This is a genomic window from Candidatus Polarisedimenticolaceae bacterium (genome assembly GCA_036376135.1).
Lineage (GTDB): Bacteria > Acidobacteriota > Polarisedimenticolia > Polarisedimenticolales > DASRJG01 > DASVAW01.
Window position 1 is genome coordinate 1 of record DASVAW010000051.1, and the last position, 22,068, is coordinate 22,068.

Consider the following 22,068-nt stretch of genomic DNA (forward strand, 5'->3'; position numbering starts at 1 on the left):
TCTTCGACGGAAGCCATCGGAACTACCTCCTCCGAAACCGCTACATGTACATGCCGCCGTTGACGTCCAGGGTGGCGCCCGTGATGTAGGACGCCCCCTCTCCCACGAGGAACACCACCGCCGAGGCGACATCGGCCGCGGTGCCGAGGCGCCGCAGCGGCACCTGGTCGAGAAGCTTCTTGCGGGCTTCCTCGGGAAGCTCGCGGGTCATGTCCGTGTCGATGAAACCGGGGGCGACGCAGTTCACCGTGACGTTCCGCGACGCGATTTCCCGGGCGAGGCTGCGCGTCATCCCCTCGATCCCCGCCTTCGCGGCGGCGTAGTTGACCTGACCGGGGTTCCCGATCTTCGCCACGACCGACGTGACGTTCACGATCCGTCCGTAGCGGGCTTTCACCATCGAAGGCACGAGCGCCCGGCACGTCCGGAAGATCCCCGTGAGGTTCGTCGAGAGGACCGCGTCCCACTCCTCCTTCTTCATCCGCATGAGGAGGTTGTCGCGGGTGATCCCGGCGTTGTTCACGAGGATCGGGATGCTACCACAGGCTTCGAGCAGCCCCGCGCACCCCCGCTCGACCGACAGGTCGTCCGCGACGTCCATGGCGAGGGCCCGCGCACGGCCCCCCGCCTCCTCGATGGAGCGGGCGGTCGCGACGGCCGCCTCCTCGGTCCGCGCCGCGCAGGCGACCTCCGCCCCCGCGCGGGCGAGAGCCAGGGCGATCTCCCGCCCGATGCCCCGCGAGGCCCCCGTGACGAGGGCGATCTTCCCCGAGAGCGTCGCGCTCATGCGGCTTCCTCCAGCGTCCGGACCGACTGCTCGAGGGTCTCCGGGTCGGAGACGTTCAGCACGACCGCCTCCTTCACGATGCGTCGCACGAGCCCGGAAAGGACCTTGCCCGGTCCGACCTCGACGAACACGCGGTGACCGTCCGCGGCCATCCGCTCGATCTCCTCCTGCCAACGCACCGGAGAGGCGACCTGCGCGAGGAGTGCCTGCCTCGCCTGAGCGGCCGTGGTCACCGGCGCCGCGTCGACGTTGGTGTAGACGGGGTGGGAAGGATCGCTCCATGCCATCGCACCGACGACGTCGTTCAGTCGCTCGGCGGCGGGGCGCATGAGCGCGCAATGGAAGGGCGCGCTCACCGGGAGCGGAACCGCCCGCCTGGCCCCGGCGGCGAGCGCCGCCTCGCAGGCGCGCTGCACCGCGGCGGCGTGCCCGGCGATCACGATCTGCCCCGCGCCGTTGAAGTTGGCGGGCGAGACGACCTCGTCCCCGGCGACGCGCGCGCAGATCGCGCCGATCGCGGGGGCGTCGAGCCCGAGGATCGCGGCCATCGCGCCTTCGCCCGCCGGAACGGCTTCCTGCATGAAGGCGCCGCGTCGGCGCACCGCCCTCACGGCGTCCTCGAAGGCGATCGTGCCGGCGGCGACGTTGGCGCTCCACTCGCCGAGGCTGTGTCCCGCGGAGGCGGAGGGCCGTGCTCCGCGCTCCTCGAGCGCGCGCAGCGCGGCGATCGATACGGCGAGGATGGCGGGCTGGGTGGTCTCGGTGCGCGCGAGCTGCGCGTCGGTACCTTCGAAGCAGGTCGCCGACAAGGGGACGCCGAGCGCCGCGTCGGCCCGCTCGAGCGTCTCGCGCGAGACCGGGAACGCCGAGGCGAGCGAACGCCCCATTCCGGGATGCTGCGAGCCTTGGCCGGGGAACAGGGCGGCGAACCGGATCACCAGCGCACCACGCTCGCACCCCAGGTGAGGCCGGCGCCGAAGGCGGCCATCAGGACGATCTGGCCGCGCCGGATCTTCCCCTCGCGCACCGCTTCGTCCAGCGCCATCGGGATCGAGGCGGCCGAGGTGTTGCCGTAGCGCTCGATGTCGACGTAGCAGCGCTCCGCGGGGATGCCGAGCCGGTCGCCGACCGCGTCGATGATCCGGCGGTTGGCCTGGTGAGGCACGAACCAGTCGACGTCCGCGGGGGTCAGGCCCGCGGCGTGGAGCACCTCGCGCGACACCTCCTCGATGGCGCGCACCGCGATCTTGAAGGTCTCGTTCCCCTTCATCTTGATGAAGTGCTGCCGCTCCCGAACGGTATCCGCCGACGGGGGCAGCTGCGTGCCTCCCGCGGGCAGCGTGATGAAGTCCTGCATGGAGCCGTCGGTGTGCATCGCCGATGCGAGCACGCCCCGCGGCGGCTCCCCCGCCTGCATCAGGACCGCGCCCGCACCGTCGGCGAAGATCACGCAGGTCGTCCGGTCCTGCCAGTCGATGTACTTGCTCAGGACCTCCGCGCCGATCACGAGCACGTTGCGGCAGCGGCCGGTGAGGATGAACTGCTTCGCGACGGACTGTGCGTAGATGAACCCCGAGCAGCCCGCCGCCATGTCGAACGCGGCCGCACGGGTGGCGCCGAGCTGGTGCTGCACCGTGCACGAGGTGGCGGGGATCGGCCGGTCGGGGGTGACGGTCGCCAGGATGATGAGGTCGACGTCCTCCGGCGGGACGCCCGCGGACTCCAGCGCCCGTCGCCCGGCCTCGACGGCGAAGGGCGAGAGGCTCTCCCCGTCGGCGGCGATGCGTCGCTCGCGGATCCCGGTGCGGGTGGTGATCCACTCGTCGCTGGTCTCCACGACCTTCTCGAGGTCGCGGTTGGTCACGACGCGCGACGGCACGGACATGCCGGTGCCGGCGAGGATCGCACTGCGAGGCTGCATGGAGATTCCTCCCCCGCCCGCCCGTCGCCGGGTCGGGCTCGAAGAAGGCCGGCCCCGAGGGGGCCGGGCGTCCTCAGACGGCCGGCGGCTCGATGACCTCGCGGCCCTTGTATTGACCGCAGTGCGGGCAAACGCGGTGGGGCAGCTTTCGCTCGTTACAGTTCGGGCACACCGAGGTGCCCGGCTGGCTCAGGGCGTCGTGCGCGCGGCGCTTGTCCCGCCGGGCCTTGGAGTGGCGTCGCTTGGGATTCGGCATCGTCTCACCCGCGACGGGGACCTTCCGGTCCTACCGTCTCTTGAACTGGAGCAGGGGGGCGAGCCGCGGATCCACGTCCTCGACCACGCACCCGCACGCCCCGGCATTCCGGTTCGCCCCGCAACGAGGGCACAGCCCCTTGCAGTCGATCGAGCAGATCGGCTTCAAGGGGAGATTCAGGTACAACTGCTCGGTCGCGAACGCCTCCAACTCAGCCCTGCCGCCGACGACCGGCTGCAAGGAATCGTCCTCGTCGTCGTCGACCGCGAGCTCGGCCTCCTCGGTCTCCACCGGGACGAGCACGAGCTCGAAGTCCGTCGCGATCACCTGCCGCACCGCCTCGAGGCAACGGCTGCAGGGCATCTCGAGCGTCGCCTCGAGGTGCGCCCGAAAACGCACGCCCCTCGAGCCGGGATGGGCCGTCCCCGCGAGTCGCGCGGCGATCACGTCGACGCGCTCGCCCCCGGCACCGTCCAGCGCCGGCAATTCGAGGGTATGGTCGAAAGACACACCCTCCGGACCCATCTCCTTCAGTTCCAGGTACATGGCTGTTCCGAAAGAAGCCCGGATTGTAGCACCCGACCTCGGGGTGTCAAGAAACGTCGGGGGGCGCGCCTCAGCCGAGGGACTTGAGCTCGTCGAGCGCGGCGGGGTGGTCGGGCACGACGGTGAGCGCCTCCTCGAACTGGCGCTTCGCCCGGAGCTTCAGCCCGCGGCGCTTGTAGAACCGCCCGAGCCCCACGCGATATTCGGCATTCCAGGGATCGAGCTCGGCCGCCTTCAGGAAGCTCTGCTCGGCCATGCGCTGCCAGCGGGCCTCGGGATTCTTCGCCTGGCATTCGCCCAGGAGGAAGTAATAGCGGGCATCCTCCGGCGCGTAGGAGATCGCCAGCTTCGCGTACTGGATCGCGTTGTAGTAGTCCCCGTCGCGCACGAACTTCCGTGCCTTGAGGTAGTACTGATCCGCGACTTTGGTGTTCTCCTCCATCGCGAGCTTCGAGCGCGTCTTGTCGAGCTCGACGCGCACGAGGAGGTCGTCCTTGGTGGCGGGCTCCCTGGTTGCGGCGGAGGCGTCTTCCGCTCTGGGGACGTCGCTCCCCCGGACCTGGGTCAACGTGAGGTACGCCTCGATGAGGCGTCCCTCGATCAGCGCCACTTCCGAGCGGAGTCGCTCGCGCACGCGCGGGATGAGCCGCTCGCGGCTGAAACGCTCCTTCGCCTCCTCGTAGGCGCGCTCCACCACTTCCCGCGGGGGGTTCTGCGAGAGGCCGAGGATCTCGTGCGGGTTCTTCGAGCGCAGCCCCTCGACCGCCTCCAGGATCATCTGCTCCTGGGCCCGCTCGAGCGCGATCGTGTCGGCGTGGTCGCGGAGGATCGTCGTGACCCGGAACGGGCCCTCGCCCACCGCCGGCTCGAAGACGAAGACGCCGAGAACCAGCAGGCCGTAGAGGAACCTGCAGGCCACGTCTTCCTCGCTCGGCGGGAGCAGGGCGACGACGTCGCGCACCGAGGTCGTCCCGTCGACGCGGGACAGGATGTATCCGTGCGCTGGCGAGAGGGCGAGCCGCTCGAGCGGGACCGGCGTGGGCGTCCGCACCCGCAGCCGATTGTCGAGAGCCTTGAGGGCGTCCCGGATCGGGTCGAAGCCGACCATCGAGCCCGTCCCCCGCAGGATGACCTCGAAGGTGAGCAGGATGTCGCTGTCGAAGATCTCCTGGAGCAGCCATCCGTCGCTGAATCGGGTCGTCCCGCCTTCCCACTGGAAGACCGACTGGACGACGCGCTCGACGATGTAGCGGACCGTGTGGGACAGGGCTTCCTTGCCGATCAGACCGCGGTTGACCAGGGCTTGAGCAAGGTCCTTGGGGTCGCTGATGTTCCGCTTGGCCTCGGCGAGCGCCCCCGGCGAGATCTTGCCTTCGTGCACCAGCCGCCGGCCGAGGTCCTCGTCCTCCAACGCCGATTCCGCGTAGAGGATCATCCCTCGATCGAAGAAGATCCGCTTCTCGACCCCGCCGCGTTCGAGGTGCAGGACTCCCGAACGCTCGCCGAGGTAGAGATCGCGAAAGATCTCTGCGAGCGTCTGGCTGGTGAAGTTCTCGTTCATGTAACCTTTAGAAGCTCAAGCCACATTTCGCCGCGGCAGCACACCGCCTCGCACTTATCTTGCGACGCGGCACAATATAAGGGAGCCAACCGGAAAGGAAAGCCTTTGCCGAAATCCATCATCCTCGCCGCGGCCCTCGTGTTTGCGGGCCCGGCCGCCGCGGCGTCCCCCGACCCGGTCCTCTCCGAGGTCGCGGCGCTGCTGCGGGACGGACGATTCGACGCCGCCGACCGGACGCTGCGCGAGCGTCCGGGCTCGGGAACTCCGGCCCGAGCCTTCTTCACGGCGTTCGTCACCTACTGGCGTCTCGTGTACGACGAGGAGAACCCCGCCCTCCACACCGAGTTCGAGGAGCGCCTCCATGCGGCGATCAAGCCGGCGGAGGCGCGGCTGGGATCCGATCCGACCGATCCGGACGCCCTGCTCTGGGCTGGGACCTCCCGCCTGCTCCTCGCCCAGTTTCGAGCCCAGCAGGACCAGCCGTTCGCGGCCGCCCGCGAGGCCAAGCGCGCACGGAAGCTCCTGGAGGCCGCCCGCGCCGCCGGGCGCGACCTGAACGCCGAGCCCCTCTTCGGCCTGGGTGCGTACAACTACGCCGCCGACCGTCTTCCCGCGATCGTGAAGGGGCTGCGGGCCCTTCTCGCTCTCCCGGGAGGAAATCGGGAGGAAGGCCTGGCTCAGCTCTCGCGGGCCGCGGCGGAGAGCCGGTACTTCTCGCTGGAGTCGCGGATCGTGCTCGCCACGCTCTACTCCAGGAAACACGAGCGGCGCTACGACCTCGCCCTCGAGGAGACGTCGAAGGCGCTCGCGTCGTTCCCCGACTCGATCGTGGCGCACCACGGTGCCGCCCGCCTCAACCTGTCGCTCGCCCGCCTCGACGTCGCCGCCGCCCATTGCGAGCGGGCGCTGGCCCGAGCGCGGAGCCTCGGCGACGTGGATCCGGCCGTCCTCGGCACCGTGGAGTCGATCCTCGCCCGCGCCGATCTCGCCGCCTTCCGGGTCGAGGCGGCCCGCGAGCGCGCGGCCGCGCTCGTGGCGCGTCGACCCGCGCTGCCCCGGGATGTCCTGCAGACCGCGAGGGACGTCGTCGGCGAATCGGACGCCCTTCTCGGGCGCCCGGCCTGGAAGGGGATGCGCCGCGGCACCCCTCAGGGTCCTCCCGACGCGGAACGGCTCGTCGCCCTCGCGTCCGAACCCGCCGCCGACCCGGTGATCGCGCTGATGGCCGGCCGCGCGCTGATCGCGCGCGGCGACGGGGCCGGCGCTTCGAAATGGCTTGCGGCGGCGGAGAAATCGCGCGAGCTTCCGTCGTGGCTTCTGGGCCCTTGCCGACTTGCGATGGGACAGGCCGCCGACCTGCAGGGGCTGCGATCCAAGGCGCTGGCCTGTTACCGCAAGGCCGCCGACGGCCCCTCGTTCCCGGGTCGGGACGCCGCCTACTTCCTGTCGGCGACGCCGTTCTCGCCGGGCTCCTGAGCCGAGTCGCCGCGCGCGTGGTCGAGGACCTTGACCACGTAGCGCCGCGTCTCGCGGTAGGGGGGAACTCCGCCGTGGCGATCGACGGCCCCCTCGCCCGCGTTGTACCCGGCGAGCGCCAGCTCGACGTCCCCGGAGAATCGATCGAGCAGCCAGCGCAGGTAACGCGCTCCCCCTTCGATGTTCTGGGTCGGGTCGAAGACGTTGCGGACGCCGAAGCGCCGCGCGGTCGCCGGGATCAGCTGGAGCATCCCGCAAGCCCCCTTGGGGCTGAGGGCGAAGGGATCGAAGTTCGACTCCACCTTCGCGACCGCCGCGAGCAGCGCCCGGTCGAGGCCGTGGCGATCCGCGGAGGCCGCGATCGTGTCCGCGAAGGGCCCGGCCGCGCGGCGCCAGGTGGTCTCGTCGGCGAGCTCGGCGGCGACCGCCCGAACCTCGTCCACGGCGATCGGATCGGGTTCGGGGGGGGCGTCCACGGCGGGCTCGACGGCGATCACCGAGGCCGCCGGCACGCGAACCTCGAGCCCTGCGTCGGTGCGAAGCAGAGCCGTGCCCGACGCGAATCGGACGTCGACGACGCGCAACGCCCGACCGTCCTCGAAGACGACGTTGCGCAGGGGCTCCTGCGCCCGGGCGAGGCCCGAGCCGATCGCGAGCGCGAGAAGAAGGACCGCGCCGGGGGTGCGCACGGGCGGGTATATACGGGGAGGACGGCCGCGCGTCAACGGCGCTGGAAGGCGCGCTCGATCGTGTCGAGCGTCAGCCGGAAGAGAATCGGCCTCCCGTGGGGGCAGGTCGTCGGATTCTCGGTTCGGAAGAGGTCGTCCAGGAGTCGTTGCATGGATTCCCGCGAAAGCGGGTAATTCACCTTGATGGCCGCATGACAGGCCGCGGTCGTGACCAGGCGTCGCCTCAACTCGGGCTCGCGGATCGCCGCCGAACGGACCCCCGCCGCCTCGCCGAGGAGGGTGCGGAACAGCCGCTCGGGGTCGGCCTCCCCCGCGAACGACGGCACCCCGTCCAGCCGGACCGCGGCGGGTCCGAAGCGCTCGGCGAGAAAGCCGAGTCTCGCGAGCTCGCCGCGCTCGTCCTCGAAGACGACGAGCGCCTCGGGAGCGAGCTCGAGCGTTCGGGGAAACAACAGGCGCTGGACCTCCACGGCGTCCGCCTCCGCCTGCGCGAGGTACCGCTCGTAGAGGACGCGTTCGTGCGCCACGTGCTGGTCCACCAGGAGGAGGCCCTGCGCGTCCTGCGCGACGATGTAGGACTCGCGGTACTGGGCGAGCGGGATCGCGCGCGCCGTCTCGAGCCCCGCCTCGACGAGAAGCCGGGGGACCGGCGCGGCGCACGGGTCGGTTTCCGTCCGCGGCTCCGCCGTGGCGGCGGCGAAGACCGACGGCGCCGCGTCGGCGCGATCGTCGAGGTATCCCAGGAGGGCGGCGGCGATCCCCGATGCGGACGCGGGCTCCCGAAGGTCGCCGAGCGTGGGCACGGCGCGCGCGTGCGAGAGCGCCGACCCCACCGCGTCGCGCACGAAGTCGTGGATCTCCGACGAGCGGACGAAACGCACCTCGGTCTTCTGAGGGTGCACGTTGACGTCGACGCGGTCGAACGGGACCTCGAGGAAGAGCAGGACCGCGGGGAAACGTCCGCGGGGCATCGTGTCCCCGTACGCTTCCGCGACGGCGTGCAGCAGGACGCGGTCCTGCACCTGGCGGCCGTTGACGAACAGGTGCTGCGCGTCGCGCGTGCCGAGCGCGTCGACGGGGCGTCCCGCGAATCCACGCGCGCGGAAGCCGTCCCGCTCGACGTCGAACGGCAGGAGGGCCCGCGCGAACTCCCTCCCGTGGATCTGCGCCACGCGCTCGGCGCGATCCGGGGCGGGCGCCGCGTCCACGAGCACGCGATCTCCGTGGCGCAGACGGAACCCCACGCCGGGGAACGCGAGGGCGTAGTGGGTGACCACGCGCGTGCACCGCGCGAGCTCGGTCGCCTCGGAGCGGAGGAACTTGCGGCGCGCGGGGACGTTGAAGAAAAGCGCCTCGACCTCGATCGAGGTCCCGCGCGGGGACGCGACGTCGCGGACCGCCTGCACGCGTCCGCCGTGTACCTCGACCTCGGTCCCTTCGCCGTGCCGGGCTGCGCTTCGCAGCCGAAGCCGCGACACCGAGGCGATGCTCGGCAGCGCCTCGCCGCGGAACCCCAGCGTGCGGATGGCGTCCAGGCGGTCCCCCTTCGCGAGCTTGCTGGTGGCGTGGCGCTCGAGCGCGAGCAGGCAGTCGTCGCGCTCCATGCCGATCCCGTCGTCCACGACGGCGATCCTCCCCCGCCCGCCCGAGGCGAGCTCGATCTCGACGGTCGAGGATCCGGCGTCGAGCGCGTTCTCGACGAGCTCCTTCACCACCGACGCGGGACGCTCGACGACCTCCCCCGCGGCGATGCGGTTCACGAGCAGGTCGTCGAGGACACGGATCCGACCCATCGTTCCTCCCGGGGCGCGTCAAATTAGCATCCGTCCCCTCCCGCACCTGCCAATGCGGCATCCGGAGGGGACACCGTTCCTGCTCGACTCTACCTCTCCGATGGGGATTGCGAGGCCATTCCGCGGCGGAATTTCAACGGGATCCCGCGAGCCGCATCGCGGCACGCCGGTTGCTCTTTCCCTCGATCGAGGGGCTGAGGACGCGACGATGCTCGTACCTCTGCTGTTTCGTGAGCTCTCGATCGACGACTACGTGGACCAGGATGACGGCGTTCGGCTCGGTACGCTGCTCGCCGACGACAAGTCCGAGAATCCGCTGGAGAAGGTGTACGCCAAGGAAGTCGTGCGCCTCGTGCATCTCGCACTGGGCGGGCTGGACGAGCGCGAGCTGCACATCATCCGGAACCGCTTCGGCCTGCTCGGCGGGCGCGAGCTGACCCTCGAGGAAATCGGCCGCAACCTCGGCCTCAGCCGCGAGCGCGTGCGCCAACTCGAACGCGAAGCCAAGGACAAGTTGCGGCAGAACCTCTCGCGGCACCTGCCCCAGCTGCGGTTCTCCCTGGCCTGAGGCCGTCGCGGTCGATCAGAAGACGGCGCCGATCGCGAGGTGGAACTCGCCCGGCGACTCCCCTTCGCGTCGGTCGAGCTTCCAACCGTATTCGGCGCGGAGCGGACCGATCGGCGTCTCGTAACGGAACCCGAGTCCCGCCGACTCGCGCAGGTCGCCGAGGTCGAAGTCGGCGAGGCGGAGGTAGACGTTGCCGATGTCGACGAACGTCACGAGCTTGAGCGAGCGCCACAGGCTTCGCCGCAGCTCCTGGTTCACGAGGAGGAGTCCCTCGCCGCCGAGGTCCACCCCCTCGAACTGGACCCCGACGCCGTCGCGAGGGAAGCCTCGCAACGTCGAGTCGCCGCCGGCGAAATAACGCTCCGACAGCGGGACGAACGTGGTGGAGCTCCAGGGTTTCGCCGCCCCGATGCGCACCGAGGCGCTGTAGGACCACCGGTCCCCGATGCCGCGGGTCAGCGAGCCCTGCAGGAACAGTTTCGCGAACGACTCGTCGGAGAACAGCGGCGGCGCGAACACGCGCAGCTCCGCGGACGCGACGCCGCCGCGGGTGGGCAGGAACGGGTCGTCGCGCGTGTCGCGGGTGTAGGCGATCCCGACGTCGCCCAGACGGAGGTTCGTGATCTTCTGGTCGAGCAGATCGAGCGGGTCGGGGTTCTCCCCCGGCTCGACGTCCACCTTCTGGAAGTTGTAGCGCAGCAGACGGGTCCACCGGCGGTCGAGCTTGCGCTGGAAACGCGCCGCGAAGGACCTCCGGTTGACGAGGAACCCCGAGATCTCGGTGTCTTCCCAGGAGAACGACGTGACGGTGTCGATCATGCGGCCGAACAGCCGCGGCTCCTGCGCGAAGACCTGGACGCGCTTCTCCGTGCCGCTCCAGCGCCCCTGAAGCCCCGCGCTCCGGTCGTACCCGCCGAGGTTCGCGTGGGTGAGCGCGAACGTGACGCGCGCCCCCTCCTCGGAGGTGTAGCCCGGGCCGAAGGAGAGGCTGATCGGCGGCGCCTCCTGCACCCGGATCCGGACGACCTGCGCGGCCGGGTCCTCGCCGGGAGCGGGGACGTAATCGAGCTTCACCGTCCGGAAGATGCCGAGTCGGTAGAGCCGCTGCTGGGTCGCGAGGAGGGACTCGCGGGAGAGCGGGTCGCCCGCGGCGAACTGGAACTCGCGCTCGAGGACCTTCCGGCGGGTCCGCGTCGCCCCCTGGATCTCGATCGTGGCGATCCGCCGGAAGCCTCCCGGCTCCACCCGCACAACGACGTCGGCGACGGCGTCGTGGAGCGCGTAGCTCCCGACGACCACCGCGTCGGGATATCCCGCGCGGTCGAGCCTTTCCCGAAGCGACGCTTCGGCGTCCGCGAGAGCGGTCGTGGAGAACACGCCTCCCGGCGTGAGCCGCGTCCACTCCCGGAGCGTCGCGGCCGGAATCGCCAGCGACTCCGGAACCTCCACGGTTCCCACCCGATGGCGCTCCCCTTCCTCGACGCGGATCACGACCGTCGCGCGCTTCCCGTCGAGGTCGAGCGTCACCGTCGGTTCCGCCACGCGCACCGCGAGGTATCCCTCCTTGCGGTAGAGGACGCGCAGGGCGCGAACGTCCTCCGCCAGGACCTCGGGGATCAGACGTCCGCCGCCGAGCAGGCTCTTCGGCCGGGTGAGGACGACCGATCGTGCGAGGTCCATCGAGAGCGCCGCCACGCCTTCGAGGCGAACCTCCTTCACGGCGACCTTCGGACCCGGGTCGACGAAGTACCGGAGCGTTGCGGACGCGTCGTCGATCGCCTCGTGGACGTGCTCGACGTCCGAGGCGTACCGGCCGCGCTGCTGGAGGTCGCGACGGATCACCTCGGCCGCTTCGGTGTAGAGATCGAGCGAGAAGAGCGAATCGAGCCAGAACTTCTCGAGGCGGCCGGCCGCCCGGCGCCGCTCCCTCCAGGAGGACGCCTCGATCCGCACCTCGACCCGCGGTCCGGCTTCCACCGCGTACGTCACCCGCTGCATCGGAAGCGGGCGAGGTTCCTCGCCGGGGGCCGCGTCCACGGCGGAGCGCACCGGTTCGACGCGCGCCTGCAGGTACCCCCGCTCGACGAGCTCGCGGCGGATCGCGTCCGCGCCTTCGTAGAGATCGCCCCGCGTGAACGGGTCGCCCTCGCGGATCGGAACCCGCTCCCGGAGGTCCGAGGCGAGCCCGGGTTCGAGACCCTCGATCGCGACGGAGGCGGCGCGGGCCTCGGGCACGGACGACTTGGAAACGGGCGCCTCCGCGCGGCCGTTCTTCTCGCCGAAGCGGGCGGTGTAGGTGACGTCGCCGCCGATCCCGACGTCCTGGCTCGATTCGAGCAGGAACCGGAACCGCCGGGTCATGTCCCATTCGAGCTGGTAGATCTCCGAATCGACGGTGCCGACGTCGACCGAGTAGGCGAAACGAAGCCTCGTTCCGAGCTGCTTGGCCACGGTCACGCGCGCGGTGGGGTCGGCCTGTCCGGGCGCGACCAGCGGGGTGATCTGGAACTGCTCGAGCCCGAGCGCCTTCTCGACCGGCCGCGAGAAGCGCCCGGTCAGGAACCCCGCAAAGTAGCTCGCCGCGACGTCGGTGGACGCTCCGCCGCTGGGCGAGTCGCTCTGCAGCGCGTCGATCGTCTGGCCGGTGAGCAGCAGCGAGATGATGTCCTGCTCGCTCAGTGCCGGATAACTCGTGAGCTCGTAGCGGAGCTTGTCGACGGTCCCCTCCACGTGCAGCTCGATCTCGTATTCGCGCACGCGGGTGCGTCCGCGGAAGTCGACCAGCGGGAGGATCCGCTGCCGGTCCACGAGGTCGACGGTGCCGGATTCGACCGTGTAGTCCACGCCCCGGAACCGGATCTTGCCCCCTTCGACGAGCTCGACGCGACCGGTGACCTCCGGACGCGCCAGGCTGCCTCCGACGTCCATGGCCGCGCGTGCCTCGAGCCTGCCGAGGTTGTTGCGCATCCAGACGTTGCCGTCCGCCAGGACGTCCACGTCGAGGGTCACGTTCTCCGGGAGTCCCGGCTCCTCCGCGCCGCTCACCGCGCGGACGGGCTCCGTGATCAGCGCCGCCGCGTCGAAGTCCCGGTCGTACAGCCCCTGCACGAGGTCCACGCGCCCGGTCAGCCGCCCCCGGTCGACGTCCCCGGCGAGCCGGAGGTCCGCGTCGTAGATTCCGCGGAAACCCACCGGGTAGGTCAGCGTGACGCGCGTCGCGTCGAGCGTGAAGTCGTAGCGCCCCGCCTCCGCTCCGGAGAGGTGCCAGCTTCCCTGCACGAGCACCTGCCCGCCGCCGACCTGAGCCGACGCGCCGTCCACGCGCAGGACGTCTCCCTCGAACGTCGCGGTCGCGCGGAGATCCTCGATCGGCTGCGGAAACCCGAGGATCCGCGCGCGCGCACCGTCGACGTCGATCCTCCCGTCCAGCCGCGGCGCTTCCAGGGTTCCCCCGATCTCGAGCGCCGCCGTCGCGACGCCCGACGCCCGGAGATCGCGGATGAGGACGCCGAGCACCGACAGATCGACGGTGCCGTCGAGCCGGCCGTCCAGGATTCCCGAGGCGACGTCGACCCGGAGCTCGGCGTCGAAGCGGCTCGCTTCGCCGCGCAGACTCGCCGGGCCGACGCGCAACGCGCCGCTCGTCATTCCGAACGGAATCGGCCCTTCGTTCACGATCGTGCGCGGCCCCACCTGGAGCGCGAGGCGCTCGGTCGCGCCCTCGATCGTCAGGTCCGCCGGGCGCGCGAGCGGCCCGCTCACGCGCGCCCGAGCGGTGAGCTGGACCGACGCCGCCAACCCGGCGGCGCCGCCTCCGAAGACGGCGTCCCGCAGCTCGACGTCGGCGAGCAGCGGCAGGTCCTTCCCCCATCCGATCGATGCGGCCAGCCTCCAGCGCCCGTTCGTCGTGTCGCCGAGCCGGACGTGCGCCCCGTCCGCGTCCAAACGCAGCTCGCCGTCGAGGTCCCCCGGGGCGCGCTGGGCGAGCGCGACGTCCGACTTCGCCAGGCGGGCGTCGTGCCCGCGGGTCCGGAAACTGGCCTGCGGCCCCTCCGGTCCCCACGCGAACGGACCCGACAGGGAGAGGGTGCCGCTTCCCTCGAGCCCCGAGGCTCCGACGAGCGAGAGGCGATCCAGGCGCGCATTCGCCTCCTCGAGCGACCCCGACACGGTCCCCGCCGCGGGGTCGAGGTCGAGCTCGAACCGGAGGTCGAGCGCGGGTCCGTGCGCGACCGCGTCGCGGAACCGCCAGCGTCCGGCCTCCACCACGACGCCGGCCGACGCCGCGTCCACCGACTCGCCGAACACGACTCCGTCGCGCAGCCCGACCGTCCCGCCGCCGCGCAGCCCTGCGGGTCCGGCTTCGAGCGTCAATGCGGCGTCGGCGAGCCCGTCGGCGTCGAGATCGACACCGGCGCGCGCGAGCAGCGCCCCGAGCGGCAGGCCGGCCGCGGCGAGGTCGAGACGCTCGATCGCGACCTGTTCGTCGACGCGAAGGGTGGCGCTGGCCTCGACGCTCGAGGCACCGTCCCGCGCGCGCAGGGCCCGGATCGACAGGGTGGGACCAGAGAGCGCGAGGTCGAGGTGTGCGGCGTCGAAGCGCTGGCCGTCCCAAGCGCCTTCGGCGAGATCGAGCAGGAGATCGAACGACGGGCTCTCACCCAGGACGATCGTCGCGGCGAGCGTGCCGGTCCCCGAGATCGGGCGACGCACGATTTCCGGGGGCGCCACCTGAAGCGCCTCGAGGATCGTGAGCGTGCCTCGCTGGGTCGCGGCGGCGTCCGCGGTCGAGCCCTCGAGCCGCACGGTCGACGGAACCTCCGGACCGGTCAGGGAGGCATCGACGTCCACCACCAGGCGCGCACCCGAAAGCCGGACCGGCGCACGGTCGATCGCGACCCGCCCCTCGAGGAAGCGAACGGTACCGCTCCCCGCGGTCGGAAGTCCCGGGCCGGGGCCGGGGACGGCGTCGAAGGAGGCCGATCCGCGCCAGGTCTCCGGCCGCCCCGGTTCCCCCGTCACCGCGAACGTCCCGTTCGCCGACGCGGCGACGGGGAACGGGAGCTTCGCGAGGTCGAGGATCGCCCGCACGTCGACGCCGCTCCCGGCGACGTCGGTCCGGAAGGAAGTCGGTCGGGAGAATCCGACGTCGACCGATCCCGTGACCTCGCCGCCGAAGGCGCGCGCGCGGAGATCTCGGAGCTCGAGGCCCGCCGGGGTGATCGAGAGGCGGGCGTCGGCGGAGGCGGCGGCGAGCGGTCCGAGTCGGAAACCGTCGACATGGGCCTCGCCGAGCACCAGGAATCCGGGCCCTCCCTTGTCGATCCGGAGGGTCGCGCGCGCGACGCCGCCGATCTCGGGGAACTCGCCGAGGTAGGCGTGAAGCCCCGAGACGGGGCCTTCGACCTCGGCGGTCGCGGAGAACGACGTCGCGCCGGCGAGGCGCACGACGCCGTCCAGGTTCCCGTGAAGCCCGGCGCCCGCGAGCGCGAATCGCTCGAGGTCGATCCCGCGCTGCGACCAGCGCAGCGTTCCCGAGGCCTCGAACGGGAGCGCCTTCTCGATCGGCGGGCGGACGATCGAGCCCGAGGCGCTCGCCGGTCCGACGAGCGCATGACGGTAGGCATCCCACACCCCGTCGAAGTTCGCGCCGGACAGTCGTGCGTCGAGCGCCTGCGCCGCGTCGCGATAGGTCACCCGGCCCCCGGCGACCCGGACCCGGACGAGCTCCACCTGGACGGCGCTTTTTCCCTTCGGCCGGCGCGCGAACGCCTCGACCCAGCGTGCGTCGATCGCCACGTCCGGGGCGTCGAGCACGAGCTCCTCGAGCCGGACCCGGCCCGCGGCCATCGCGGCGAGCGACGACCACGCCAGCCGCACGCTCCCCGATCCGGCGAGCACGGTGAGCGGGGGGGCGTCGCCCGCGGGGATCGTCAGGCTCGCGTCCTCGAAGCGGGCCTCGAGGCCGGTGACGGAGACGTCGAGGGAGCCGAAACGCACCTCCCCCCGGACCGCGGCCGACAGTTTCTCCTCGAGGAAGCGGTGCAGGCGGGTGCGCTCGGGCTGCTCCGCGGCGCCCGCGGCGAGCCCCACGGTCGCGGCCAGGAGCGTCGCCGCGGCGCGTGCCCGCCGCGTCACCCCTCGAGCCCCCGTCGGGCGAGGATCACGCACTTCAGGTAACGGCTCTCCGGGAACCCCAGGCGCACGGGGTGGTCGGCGGCCTGGCCGCGGCGCTCGATGAGGGTCGCCTGGATCCCCGCGTCCGCGGCCGCCTCCGCGACGAGCTCCACGAACTCGGGCTCGCCGAGGTTGTAGGAGCACGACGACGAGACGAGCACCCCCCCCGGCGCGAGCAGGCGCAGCGCCCGGAGGTTCACTTCCTTGTAGCCGCGACGGGCTTCGGCGAGGTCGCCCCGGCTCTTCGCGAACGCCGGCGGGTCGATCAACACGAGGTCGAACCGCTCTCCGGCGCGGTCGCGCGCGCGCAGGTCGTCGAAGACGTTGGCCTCCACGAACGCGAGATTGCCCAGCCCGTTCAGCGCCGCGTTCTCGGCGGCGCGCGCGAGCGCGTCGGCGGAGGCGTCGACCACGACGACGGACTCGGCGGTTCGCGCCGCGTGGAGGGCGAACGAGCCGTGGTAGGCGAACGCGTCGAGGACCCGACCGCGCGAGAACCGCGCCGCGGCGATGCGATTGTCCGCCTGATCGAGGAAGGCGCCGGTCTTCTGACCCTTCCACGGGTCGGCGAGGTAACGGATCTCCCCCTCCCGCACCTCGATCCGTTCCGGGGGGGTTCCGCGCAGCGCGAGCACCTCGCGAGGGAGCCCCTCGAGGGTGCGGACCGCCGAGTCGTTGCGCGCCAGGACCGAGTCCACCGGGCGGTGCTCGGCGATCGCGTCGAGCCAGACGGGAAGCAGGCGCTCGGCTCCCGCGGTGAGGACCTGAACGACGAGGTGCCGTCCGTACAGGTCGGCGACGAGACCCGGAAGTCCGTCGCTTTCGCCGAAGACCAGACGCACCGCCTCGCGCCCGGGGCAGGTGCGGTCGCGCCATGCGATCGCCTCGGCGACGCGGGAGCGCCAGCAGGCCTCGTCGGGGGGCGGGACGTCGCCCCGACGCACGAGCCGCAGCGTGATCTTCGAGTGTGCCGAGTAGAAGGCCCAGCCCAGCGCGGCTCCCGCGGGTCCGAGCACCCGGACGAGGTCGCCGTGGCCGGACGATCCGACCTCCTCGACGTCGTCGCGGAAGATCCAAGGATGCCCGGAGCGAAGCCGGCGCGCCCCGCGGGGGCGAACCCGGACCTGGGGAAGGCCGGCCGCGGGGCTCACGGCCTCGAGCCCGCTATTCCTCGGAGGCGTCGTCGTCGCCTTCGTCGACGACGAGGGGCTCCTCTTCGGGCGTGGTCTCGACCTCCTCGTCCTCGTCGACCTCCGCCTCGAACTCCTCCGCCTCGTCCGCCGGGGCCTCCGCCTCGGGCTCCGCGGTCTCCTCGTCCTCGTAGTCCTCGTCCTCGCCGGGGTGGTACGCGTACTGCGGGAGTTTTCCCTGCTCCTCGAGCTCCTGGCAGGTGATGCAGTAACGCGCCCAGGGCTGGACCTCGAGGCGCTTGCGCGGAATCGTCGCGCCGCACTGCTGGCAGTTCCCGTATTCCCCGCGATCGATGCGTCGCAGCGCCTCCTCGATCATCACGAGCTGCTTGCGGTCCATCTCGGTGAGCGAGAGCAGGAACTCGCGGGCGTAGGAGTTCACGGCGTAGTCGATGTAGTCCTCGGTGCCGTTGTCGAGGCTCTCCTCGCTGTCGCCCTTGCTGATCGAGTACTGCTGCATCTGGTCGCGCTGCTTGCGCAGGAGCAGCTCGCGGAAGGGCGCCCACTCCTTGCGTCGCTGCGCCACGGCGGCGGCGCGGGACGCGGGCGTGCGCGCGACCTTCGGCTCGGGCGTCCTGGGCGCCTTCGCGGGAACCGGGCTCGGGGCGGGAGCGGGCTTCGGAGCCTTCGCGGCCTTCGCCGGAGCGGGCTTCGCAGCCTTCTCGATCTTCGCCGGCTTGGGGGCGGCCTTCTTCGCCGCGGGCTTCGCCGCCTTCGCGGGAGCCTTCGGCGCGGCCTTCTTTTTGGCGGGCGCCTTGGCGGTTTTCGCAGGCGCCTTGGTCTTCGACTTGGCCTTCATCGACTCCTCCGGTCCGACCGGCGGCTGAGGGATATCCCGGAAAAGCGGCGTACTATAGATCGCTCGAGGACGAGCGTCAAGAAAACCCGCTGTTTCGCGCTTTTCGAGTTCAAAAGTCCAGCGGGATCCTCGGCCGCCCCCGCGCGCCCACCACCGCGAACGGTTCCACGACCCGGATCTGCCGGTCGAGACGCGCGATGTGGGCGACGGCGTCTCCGGGATTGACCATCGGGATCGTCGTCGTCCCGAGCACCACCCCGGTCGCCGGGCTGCGTACGGAGACGACCTCCCGCCCGAAGGGGTTCGTGATCCCGCCGAGCACGTCCCCCTCGAACACGAGATCGCCGGGGCGGGTGCGCAGATCGAGGATGCCCCCGCGGGAGGCACGGACCCACGCCGCCCGCTTGACCACCACGCGGAAACGCGGCTGCCGCGGCGGGATGTCGAGCATGCCCAGCGCCGCGAGCACGTTGTAGACGCCGAAGAGCCCCTTGCGGATCTCCCGTCGCTGGAACTTGAAGGTCTCCCCCGCCTCGTAGGCGACGAACGGGATCCCGGACTCCGTCGCGGCGCGACGCAGCGAGCGCAGGCGACCGGGGTTGTCGAAGATGAACTCCGCGCCGAACGCCCGGGCGAGCGACTCCGCCCCGGGGTCGGACAGGTCGGCCCTCAAGTGCGGGAGGTTGACCCGTCCCACGGCCGCGGTGTGGAAGTCGACGCCGTGGTCGGCCTTCCGCACGATCTCGGCGAAGACCGTCGCGGCGACGCGCGCCGCCGCGGAGCCCTCGGGGTTGCCGGGGAAGCAGCGATTGAGGTCGCGCCGGTCCGGGAGGTACCGGGAGTGGGAGAGGAATCCGAACCGGTTGACGACGGGCACGCAGACGAGCGAGCCGCGGATGCGGTCGTGCGAAAGGCCCAGCAGCACCTGGCGGACGATCTCGACCCCGTTGAGCTCGTCGCCGTGAACGGCCGCGACGAGCGCGACGGTCGGCCCGGCCTCCCTCCCGCGAATCACCGTCACGGGGATGCTCACGGGGTTCGCCGTGTAGAACTCCGAGATCTTGAGGAGGATCTCCTGCGTGGAGCCGGGCTCGATCGGGCGGCCGCCCACGCGCAGCGGCTTCGGCCGCGCGGCGCGCCGGCGGCTCACGCCATCGCCTCGCGCGGCGGGCGACGCGAGCGGGCGTACCCGGCCGCGTAGTCGACGATCTCGCCCGCCACGTCCACCCCGGTCGCCCGTTCGAGACCCTCGAACCCCGGTGAGGAGTTGATCTCGATGACCTTGGGGCCGGACTTCGACTCGAGCATGTCCACGCCCGCGATGTGGAGGCCCATGATCCTCGCCGCCTCGATCGCGGTGCGCGCGTATTCGGCGGGGAGGCGCACGGCCCGTCCCGTCCCGCCGCGGTGGATGTTCGACCGGAAGTCCCCCATGCGCGCCGTCCGCCGCATCGCCGCGGCGACGCGGTCGCCGACGACGAGGGCCCGGATGTCGCGGCCGCGGCTCTCGCGGATGAACTCCTGGACGAGGATGTTCTGTCCGAGCGACCACAACGTGTGCACGATCGAGTCCACCGCTTCCGGGGTCTCGGCGAGCATGACGCCGACCCCCTGCGTTCCCTGGATCAGCTTGAGGACCACCGGCGGGCCTCCCACGATCTTCAGCGCGTGCGGCATCTGCTCCGGGTGGCGGGCCATCACCGTCTTGGGGATGTCGATGTCGTGCCGCGAGAGGAACTGGAGGCTTCGCAGCTTGTCGCGCGAGCGGCCGATCGCGTAGGACATGTTCACGACCGGGACGCCCATCATGTCGAACTGGTTCACCACGGCCAGGCCGTAGTCGGTGATCGTGGCCCCGATCCTCGGGAGCACGACGTCGACGCCGGACAGGCGCCGCTGCCTCGGCCCGTGGTGCACGGCCGGCGCGCGCCGGCCGCACACGAGCCAGCAATCCAGCGGGTCGACGACGGACGCCTCGTGCCCGCGGGCCGTCGCGGCCTCGACGAGGCGGCGCGTCGTATAGAGCGCCGCCCTCCGGGACAGGATCACGAGGCGCATGGGGATCAGGCCGTGCCGGACCCGCCGCCGCCCTTCTCCGCCAGCGAGGCGTGTGCGGCCGCGAGCCTCGCGACCGGCACCCGGTACGGGGAGCACGACACGTAGTCGAGCCCGGCGGCGTGGAAGAACTTCACGGACTCGGGGTCCCCGCCGTGTTCGCCGCAGACGCCGAGCTTGAGCCCGGCCCGGCCGCGCCGCCCCTCCTCGCACGCGAGCTTCACGAGGCGGCCGACGCCTTCGGTGTCGACGGTCTGGAACGGGTCGGCCCGGAGGACTCGTTTCTCGAGGTACTCGGGGAGGAACTTGCCGACGTCGTCGCGGCTGAAGCCGTACGTCATCTGGGTCAGGTCGTTGGTGCCGAACGAGAAGAACTCCGCCTCGCGGCCGATCGATTCCGCGACGATCGCGGCCCGGGGGACCTCGATCATGGTCCCGACGAGGTGCGCGATGCGGACCTGGGTTTTCTTCTCGACCTCCGCGCCCACCGCACGCACGCGCTCCCGGAGCTCGGTGAACTCCCTCAGGGTCCCGACGAGCGGGATCATGATCTCCGGCTTGACGTCCACCCCCTTCTTCAGGGAGGCGGCGGCGGCCTCGAAGATCGCGCGGACCTGCATCTCATAGATCTCGGGATACGTGATCCCGAGCCGACAGCCGCGGTGGCCGAGCATCGGGTTGGCCTCGTGGAGCTGCTCGGCGCGCGCCTCGAGGGCCTTCACGCCGACCTTCATCTCCCGCGCGAGCCTGCGGAACTGCTGCGGCGTCGTCGGCAGGAACTCGTGGAGGGGCGGGTCGAGCAGGCGGATCGTCACCGGCAGGCCGTTCATCGCCTTGAAGATCCCGATGAAGTCCTTGCGCTGCATCGGGAGGAGCTTGGCGAGCGCCTTCTGCCGCCCGCGGAGGTCGTCGGCGAGGATCATCTCGCGCACGGCGGCGATGCGGTCCTCTGCGAAGAACATGTGCTCGGTGCGGCAGAGTCCGATCCCCTCCGCGCCGAACGCGCGCGCGACGTCGGCGTCGTGGGGGGTATCCGCGTTGGTCCGGACCTTCAGCCGGCGAACCTCGTCGGCCCAGTCCATCAGGCGCGCGTAGCGCCGGTAAAGCGGCGACTTCGCGGCCTTGAGCGTCCGCTCGACGAGGACCTGCTGGATCTCGGACGGGTGCGTGTCCAGGGAGCCCAGCAGCACCTCTCCGGTGGCGCCGTCGATCGAGAGGGCGTCCCCCTCGCGGAGCGTCCGGCCGCCGGCCTTGAGCCGGCCGGCCTTGGCGTCGACCTGGATGGCCTCGGCTCCGACGATGCAGGGCTTGCCCATCCCGCGCGCGACGACGGCGGCGTGCGAGGTCATCCCGCCGCGGCTCGTGAGGATCCCGACCGCCGCGACCATCCCGGCGAGGTCCTCGGGGCTCGTTTCGGCGCGGACGAGCAGGACCTTCTTCCCGCGGCGGGCGAGCTGCACCGCGTGCTCGGCGGTGAACGCGACGATGCCCGAGGCGGCCCCGGGCCCCGCGGGGAGCCCCTTGGCGAGCAGGCGGCCGCCGCGGCTGGCCTGTTCCTTCTCTCTCGCGTCGAAGATCGGCGCGAGGAGCTGGACGAGCATGTCCGGCTCGATCCGGCGCAGCGCCTCGTTCCGGTCGATCGTGCCCGCCTCGTGGAAGTCGAAGGCGATGTTCAGGGCCGCGAGGCCGGTGCGCTTGCCGGTGCGGGTCTGGAGCATGAAGAGGCGGCCGCGCTCGATCGTGAACTCGATGTCCTGCATGTCCTTGTAGTGCGTCTCGAGCTTCTGCCGGATGTCGAGCAGCTGCGCGTAGCAGGAGGGGATCATCTCCTCGAGGGAGGTGTGGTCGCCGCCCGCCGCCTGCGCCCGCGAGATCGGCTTGGGCGTGCGGATCCCCGCGACCACGTCCTCGCCCTGCGCGTTCTCGAGGTACTCGCCGTAGAAGACGTTCTCGCCGGTCGCGGGATTGCGCGTGAAGGCCACGCCGGTCGCGCAGTCGCTCCCGAGGTTGCCGAAGACCATGCTCTGCACGTTGACGGCGGTCCCGAGGTCGTCGGCGATCCCGTACTGGCGCCGGTAGAGCTTCGCGCGATCGTTGTCCCAGCTGCGGAACACCGCGGCGATCGCCCCCCAGAGCTGCTCGCGCGGCTCCTGCGGGAACGGCTTGCCGCTGGCCTTGCGGACCTTCTCCTTGTAACGGACGACGAGCGCCTCGAGGTCCGACGCGGAGAGGTCGGTGTCGTGCTTGACC

The 22,068-nt window shown here is 71.5% G+C and carries 16 protein-coding genes; 2 read left to right on the plus strand and 14 right to left on the minus strand.

The window, feature by feature from the left end; translation table 11 throughout:
• Positions 1 to 40: 40 nt before the first annotated feature.
• From fabG to VF139_04880, 6 genes are all read right to left on the minus strand, one after another.
• Positions 41 to 787, minus strand: a complete 747-nt coding sequence (gene fabG / locus VF139_04855; protein HEX6850716.1) for a 3-oxoacyl-ACP reductase FabG — start codon at positions 785 to 787, stop codon at positions 41 to 43.
• Complete coding sequence (gene fabD / locus VF139_04860) at positions 784 to 1,725, minus strand: ACP S-malonyltransferase (GenBank protein ID HEX6850717.1); 942 nt, start codon at positions 1,723 to 1,725, stop codon at positions 784 to 786. The genes fabG and fabD overlap by 4 nt, the downstream gene beginning before the upstream one ends.
• Entirely contained in the window at positions 1,722 to 2,708 is a 987-nt protein-coding gene (locus VF139_04865) for a beta-ketoacyl-ACP synthase III (protein ID HEX6850718.1), read from the minus strand. The genes fabD and VF139_04865 overlap by 4 nt, the downstream gene beginning before the upstream one ends.
• A 73-nt stretch (positions 2,709 to 2,781) precedes the next feature.
• Positions 2,782 to 2,964, minus strand: coding sequence for a 50S ribosomal protein L32 (gene rpmF, locus VF139_04870; GenBank protein ID HEX6850719.1), 183 nt, complete (start codon positions 2,962 to 2,964; stop codon positions 2,782 to 2,784).
• A gap of 30 nt (positions 2,965 to 2,994) precedes the next feature.
• Entirely contained in the window at positions 2,995 to 3,510 is a 516-nt protein-coding gene (locus VF139_04875) for a DUF177 domain-containing protein (GenBank protein HEX6850720.1), read from the minus strand.
• Positions 3,511 to 3,580: 70 nt separating this feature from the next.
• Complete coding sequence (locus VF139_04880; protein HEX6850721.1) at positions 3,581 to 5,071, minus strand: DUF4388 domain-containing protein; 1,491 nt, start codon at positions 5,069 to 5,071, stop codon at positions 3,581 to 3,583.
• Between the two features lie 105 nt (positions 5,072 to 5,176).
• Between VF139_04880 and VF139_04885 the strand changes: the two genes are divergently transcribed.
• Positions 5,177 to 6,547 (plus strand): hypothetical protein, encoded by a 1,371-nt coding sequence (locus tag VF139_04885; protein ID HEX6850722.1) that lies wholly within the window; start codon positions 5,177 to 5,179, stop codon positions 6,545 to 6,547.
• Here the strand turns inward: VF139_04885 and VF139_04890 are convergent.
• Entirely contained in the window at positions 6,508 to 7,236 is a 729-nt protein-coding gene (locus VF139_04890) for a lytic transglycosylase domain-containing protein (protein HEX6850723.1), read from the minus strand. The two genes, VF139_04885 and VF139_04890, sit on opposite strands and share 40 nt — an antisense overlap.
• A 32-nt stretch (positions 7,237 to 7,268) precedes the next feature.
• Entirely contained in the window at positions 7,269 to 9,029 is a 1,761-nt protein-coding gene (gene mutL / locus VF139_04895) for a DNA mismatch repair endonuclease MutL (GenBank protein ID HEX6850724.1), read from the minus strand.
• A gap of 208 nt (positions 9,030 to 9,237) precedes the next feature.
• Here mutL and VF139_04900 point away from each other — a divergent pair, with 208 nt between their 5' ends.
• Positions 9,238 to 9,597 carry a sigma-70 family RNA polymerase sigma factor gene (locus VF139_04900; protein ID HEX6850725.1) on the plus strand — a complete coding sequence of 120 codons (360 nt, stop codon included), beginning with the start codon at positions 9,238 to 9,240 and terminating at the stop codon, positions 9,595 to 9,597.
• A gap of 15 nt (positions 9,598 to 9,612) precedes the next feature.
• Here the strand turns inward: VF139_04900 and bamA are convergent, their stop codons facing one another.
• The 6 genes from bamA to ppdK all read right to left on the minus strand — a co-directional run.
• Positions 9,613 to 15,735, minus strand: coding sequence for an outer membrane protein assembly factor BamA (gene bamA / locus VF139_04905; GenBank protein HEX6850726.1), 6,123 nt, complete (start codon positions 15,733 to 15,735; stop codon positions 9,613 to 9,615).
• Positions 15,732 to 16,925 (minus strand): class I SAM-dependent rRNA methyltransferase, encoded by a 1,194-nt coding sequence (locus VF139_04910; protein HEX6850727.1) that lies wholly within the window; start codon positions 16,923 to 16,925, stop codon positions 15,732 to 15,734. Before VF139_04910 ends, bamA begins: the two co-directional genes overlap by 4 nt.
• A 13-nt stretch (positions 16,926 to 16,938) precedes the next feature.
• Positions 16,939 to 17,763 carry a TraR/DksA family transcriptional regulator gene (locus tag VF139_04915; GenBank protein ID HEX6850728.1) on the minus strand — a complete coding sequence of 275 codons (825 nt, stop codon included), beginning with the start codon at positions 17,761 to 17,763 and terminating at the stop codon, positions 16,939 to 16,941.
• A 109-nt stretch (positions 17,764 to 17,872) separates the two neighbouring features.
• Positions 17,873 to 18,913 (minus strand): succinylglutamate desuccinylase/aspartoacylase family protein, encoded by a 1,041-nt coding sequence (locus VF139_04920; GenBank protein ID HEX6850729.1) that lies wholly within the window; start codon positions 18,911 to 18,913, stop codon positions 17,873 to 17,875.
• Positions 18,910 to 19,821, minus strand: a complete 912-nt coding sequence (locus tag VF139_04925; protein ID HEX6850730.1) for a RimK family alpha-L-glutamate ligase — start codon at positions 19,819 to 19,821, stop codon at positions 18,910 to 18,912. Before VF139_04925 ends, VF139_04920 begins: the two co-directional genes overlap by 4 nt.
• A gap of 5 nt (positions 19,822 to 19,826) precedes the next feature.
• Positions 19,827 to 22,068: pyruvate, phosphate dikinase (gene ppdK, locus VF139_04930; protein ID HEX6850731.1), on the minus strand; the 2,242-nt coding region annotated here is incomplete at its 5' end.

Coding starts and splice junctions, on each gene's coding strand:
- VF139_04875 (HEX6850720.1), bottom strand. CDS start 3,510: ATGTACCTGGAACTGAAGGAGATGGGTCCGGAGGGTGTGTCTTTCGAC.
- VF139_04915 (HEX6850728.1), bottom strand. CDS start 17,763: ATGAAGGCCAAGTCGAAGACCAAGGCGCCTGCGAAAACCGCCAAGGCG.
- VF139_04880 (HEX6850721.1), bottom strand. CDS start 5,071: ATGAACGAGAACTTCACCAGCCAGACGCTCGCAGAGATCTTTCGCGAT.
- VF139_04865 (HEX6850718.1), bottom strand. CDS start 2,708: ATGCAGCCTCGCAGTGCGATCCTCGCCGGCACCGGCATGTCCGTGCCG.
- fabG (HEX6850716.1), bottom strand. CDS start 787: ATGAGCGCGACGCTCTCGGGGAAGATCGCCCTCGTCACGGGGGCCTCG.
- rpmF (HEX6850719.1), bottom strand. CDS start 2,964: ATGCCGAATCCCAAGCGACGCCACTCCAAGGCCCGGCGGGACAAGCGC.
- VF139_04925 (HEX6850730.1), bottom strand. CDS start 19,821: ATGCGCCTCGTGATCCTGTCCCGGAGGGCGGCGCTCTATACGACGCGC.
- mutL (HEX6850724.1), bottom strand. CDS start 9,029: ATGGGTCGGATCCGTGTCCTCGACGACCTGCTCGTGAACCGCATCGCC.
- VF139_04900 (HEX6850725.1), top strand. CDS start 9,238: ATGCTCGTACCTCTGCTGTTTCGTGAGCTCTCGATCGACGACTACGTG.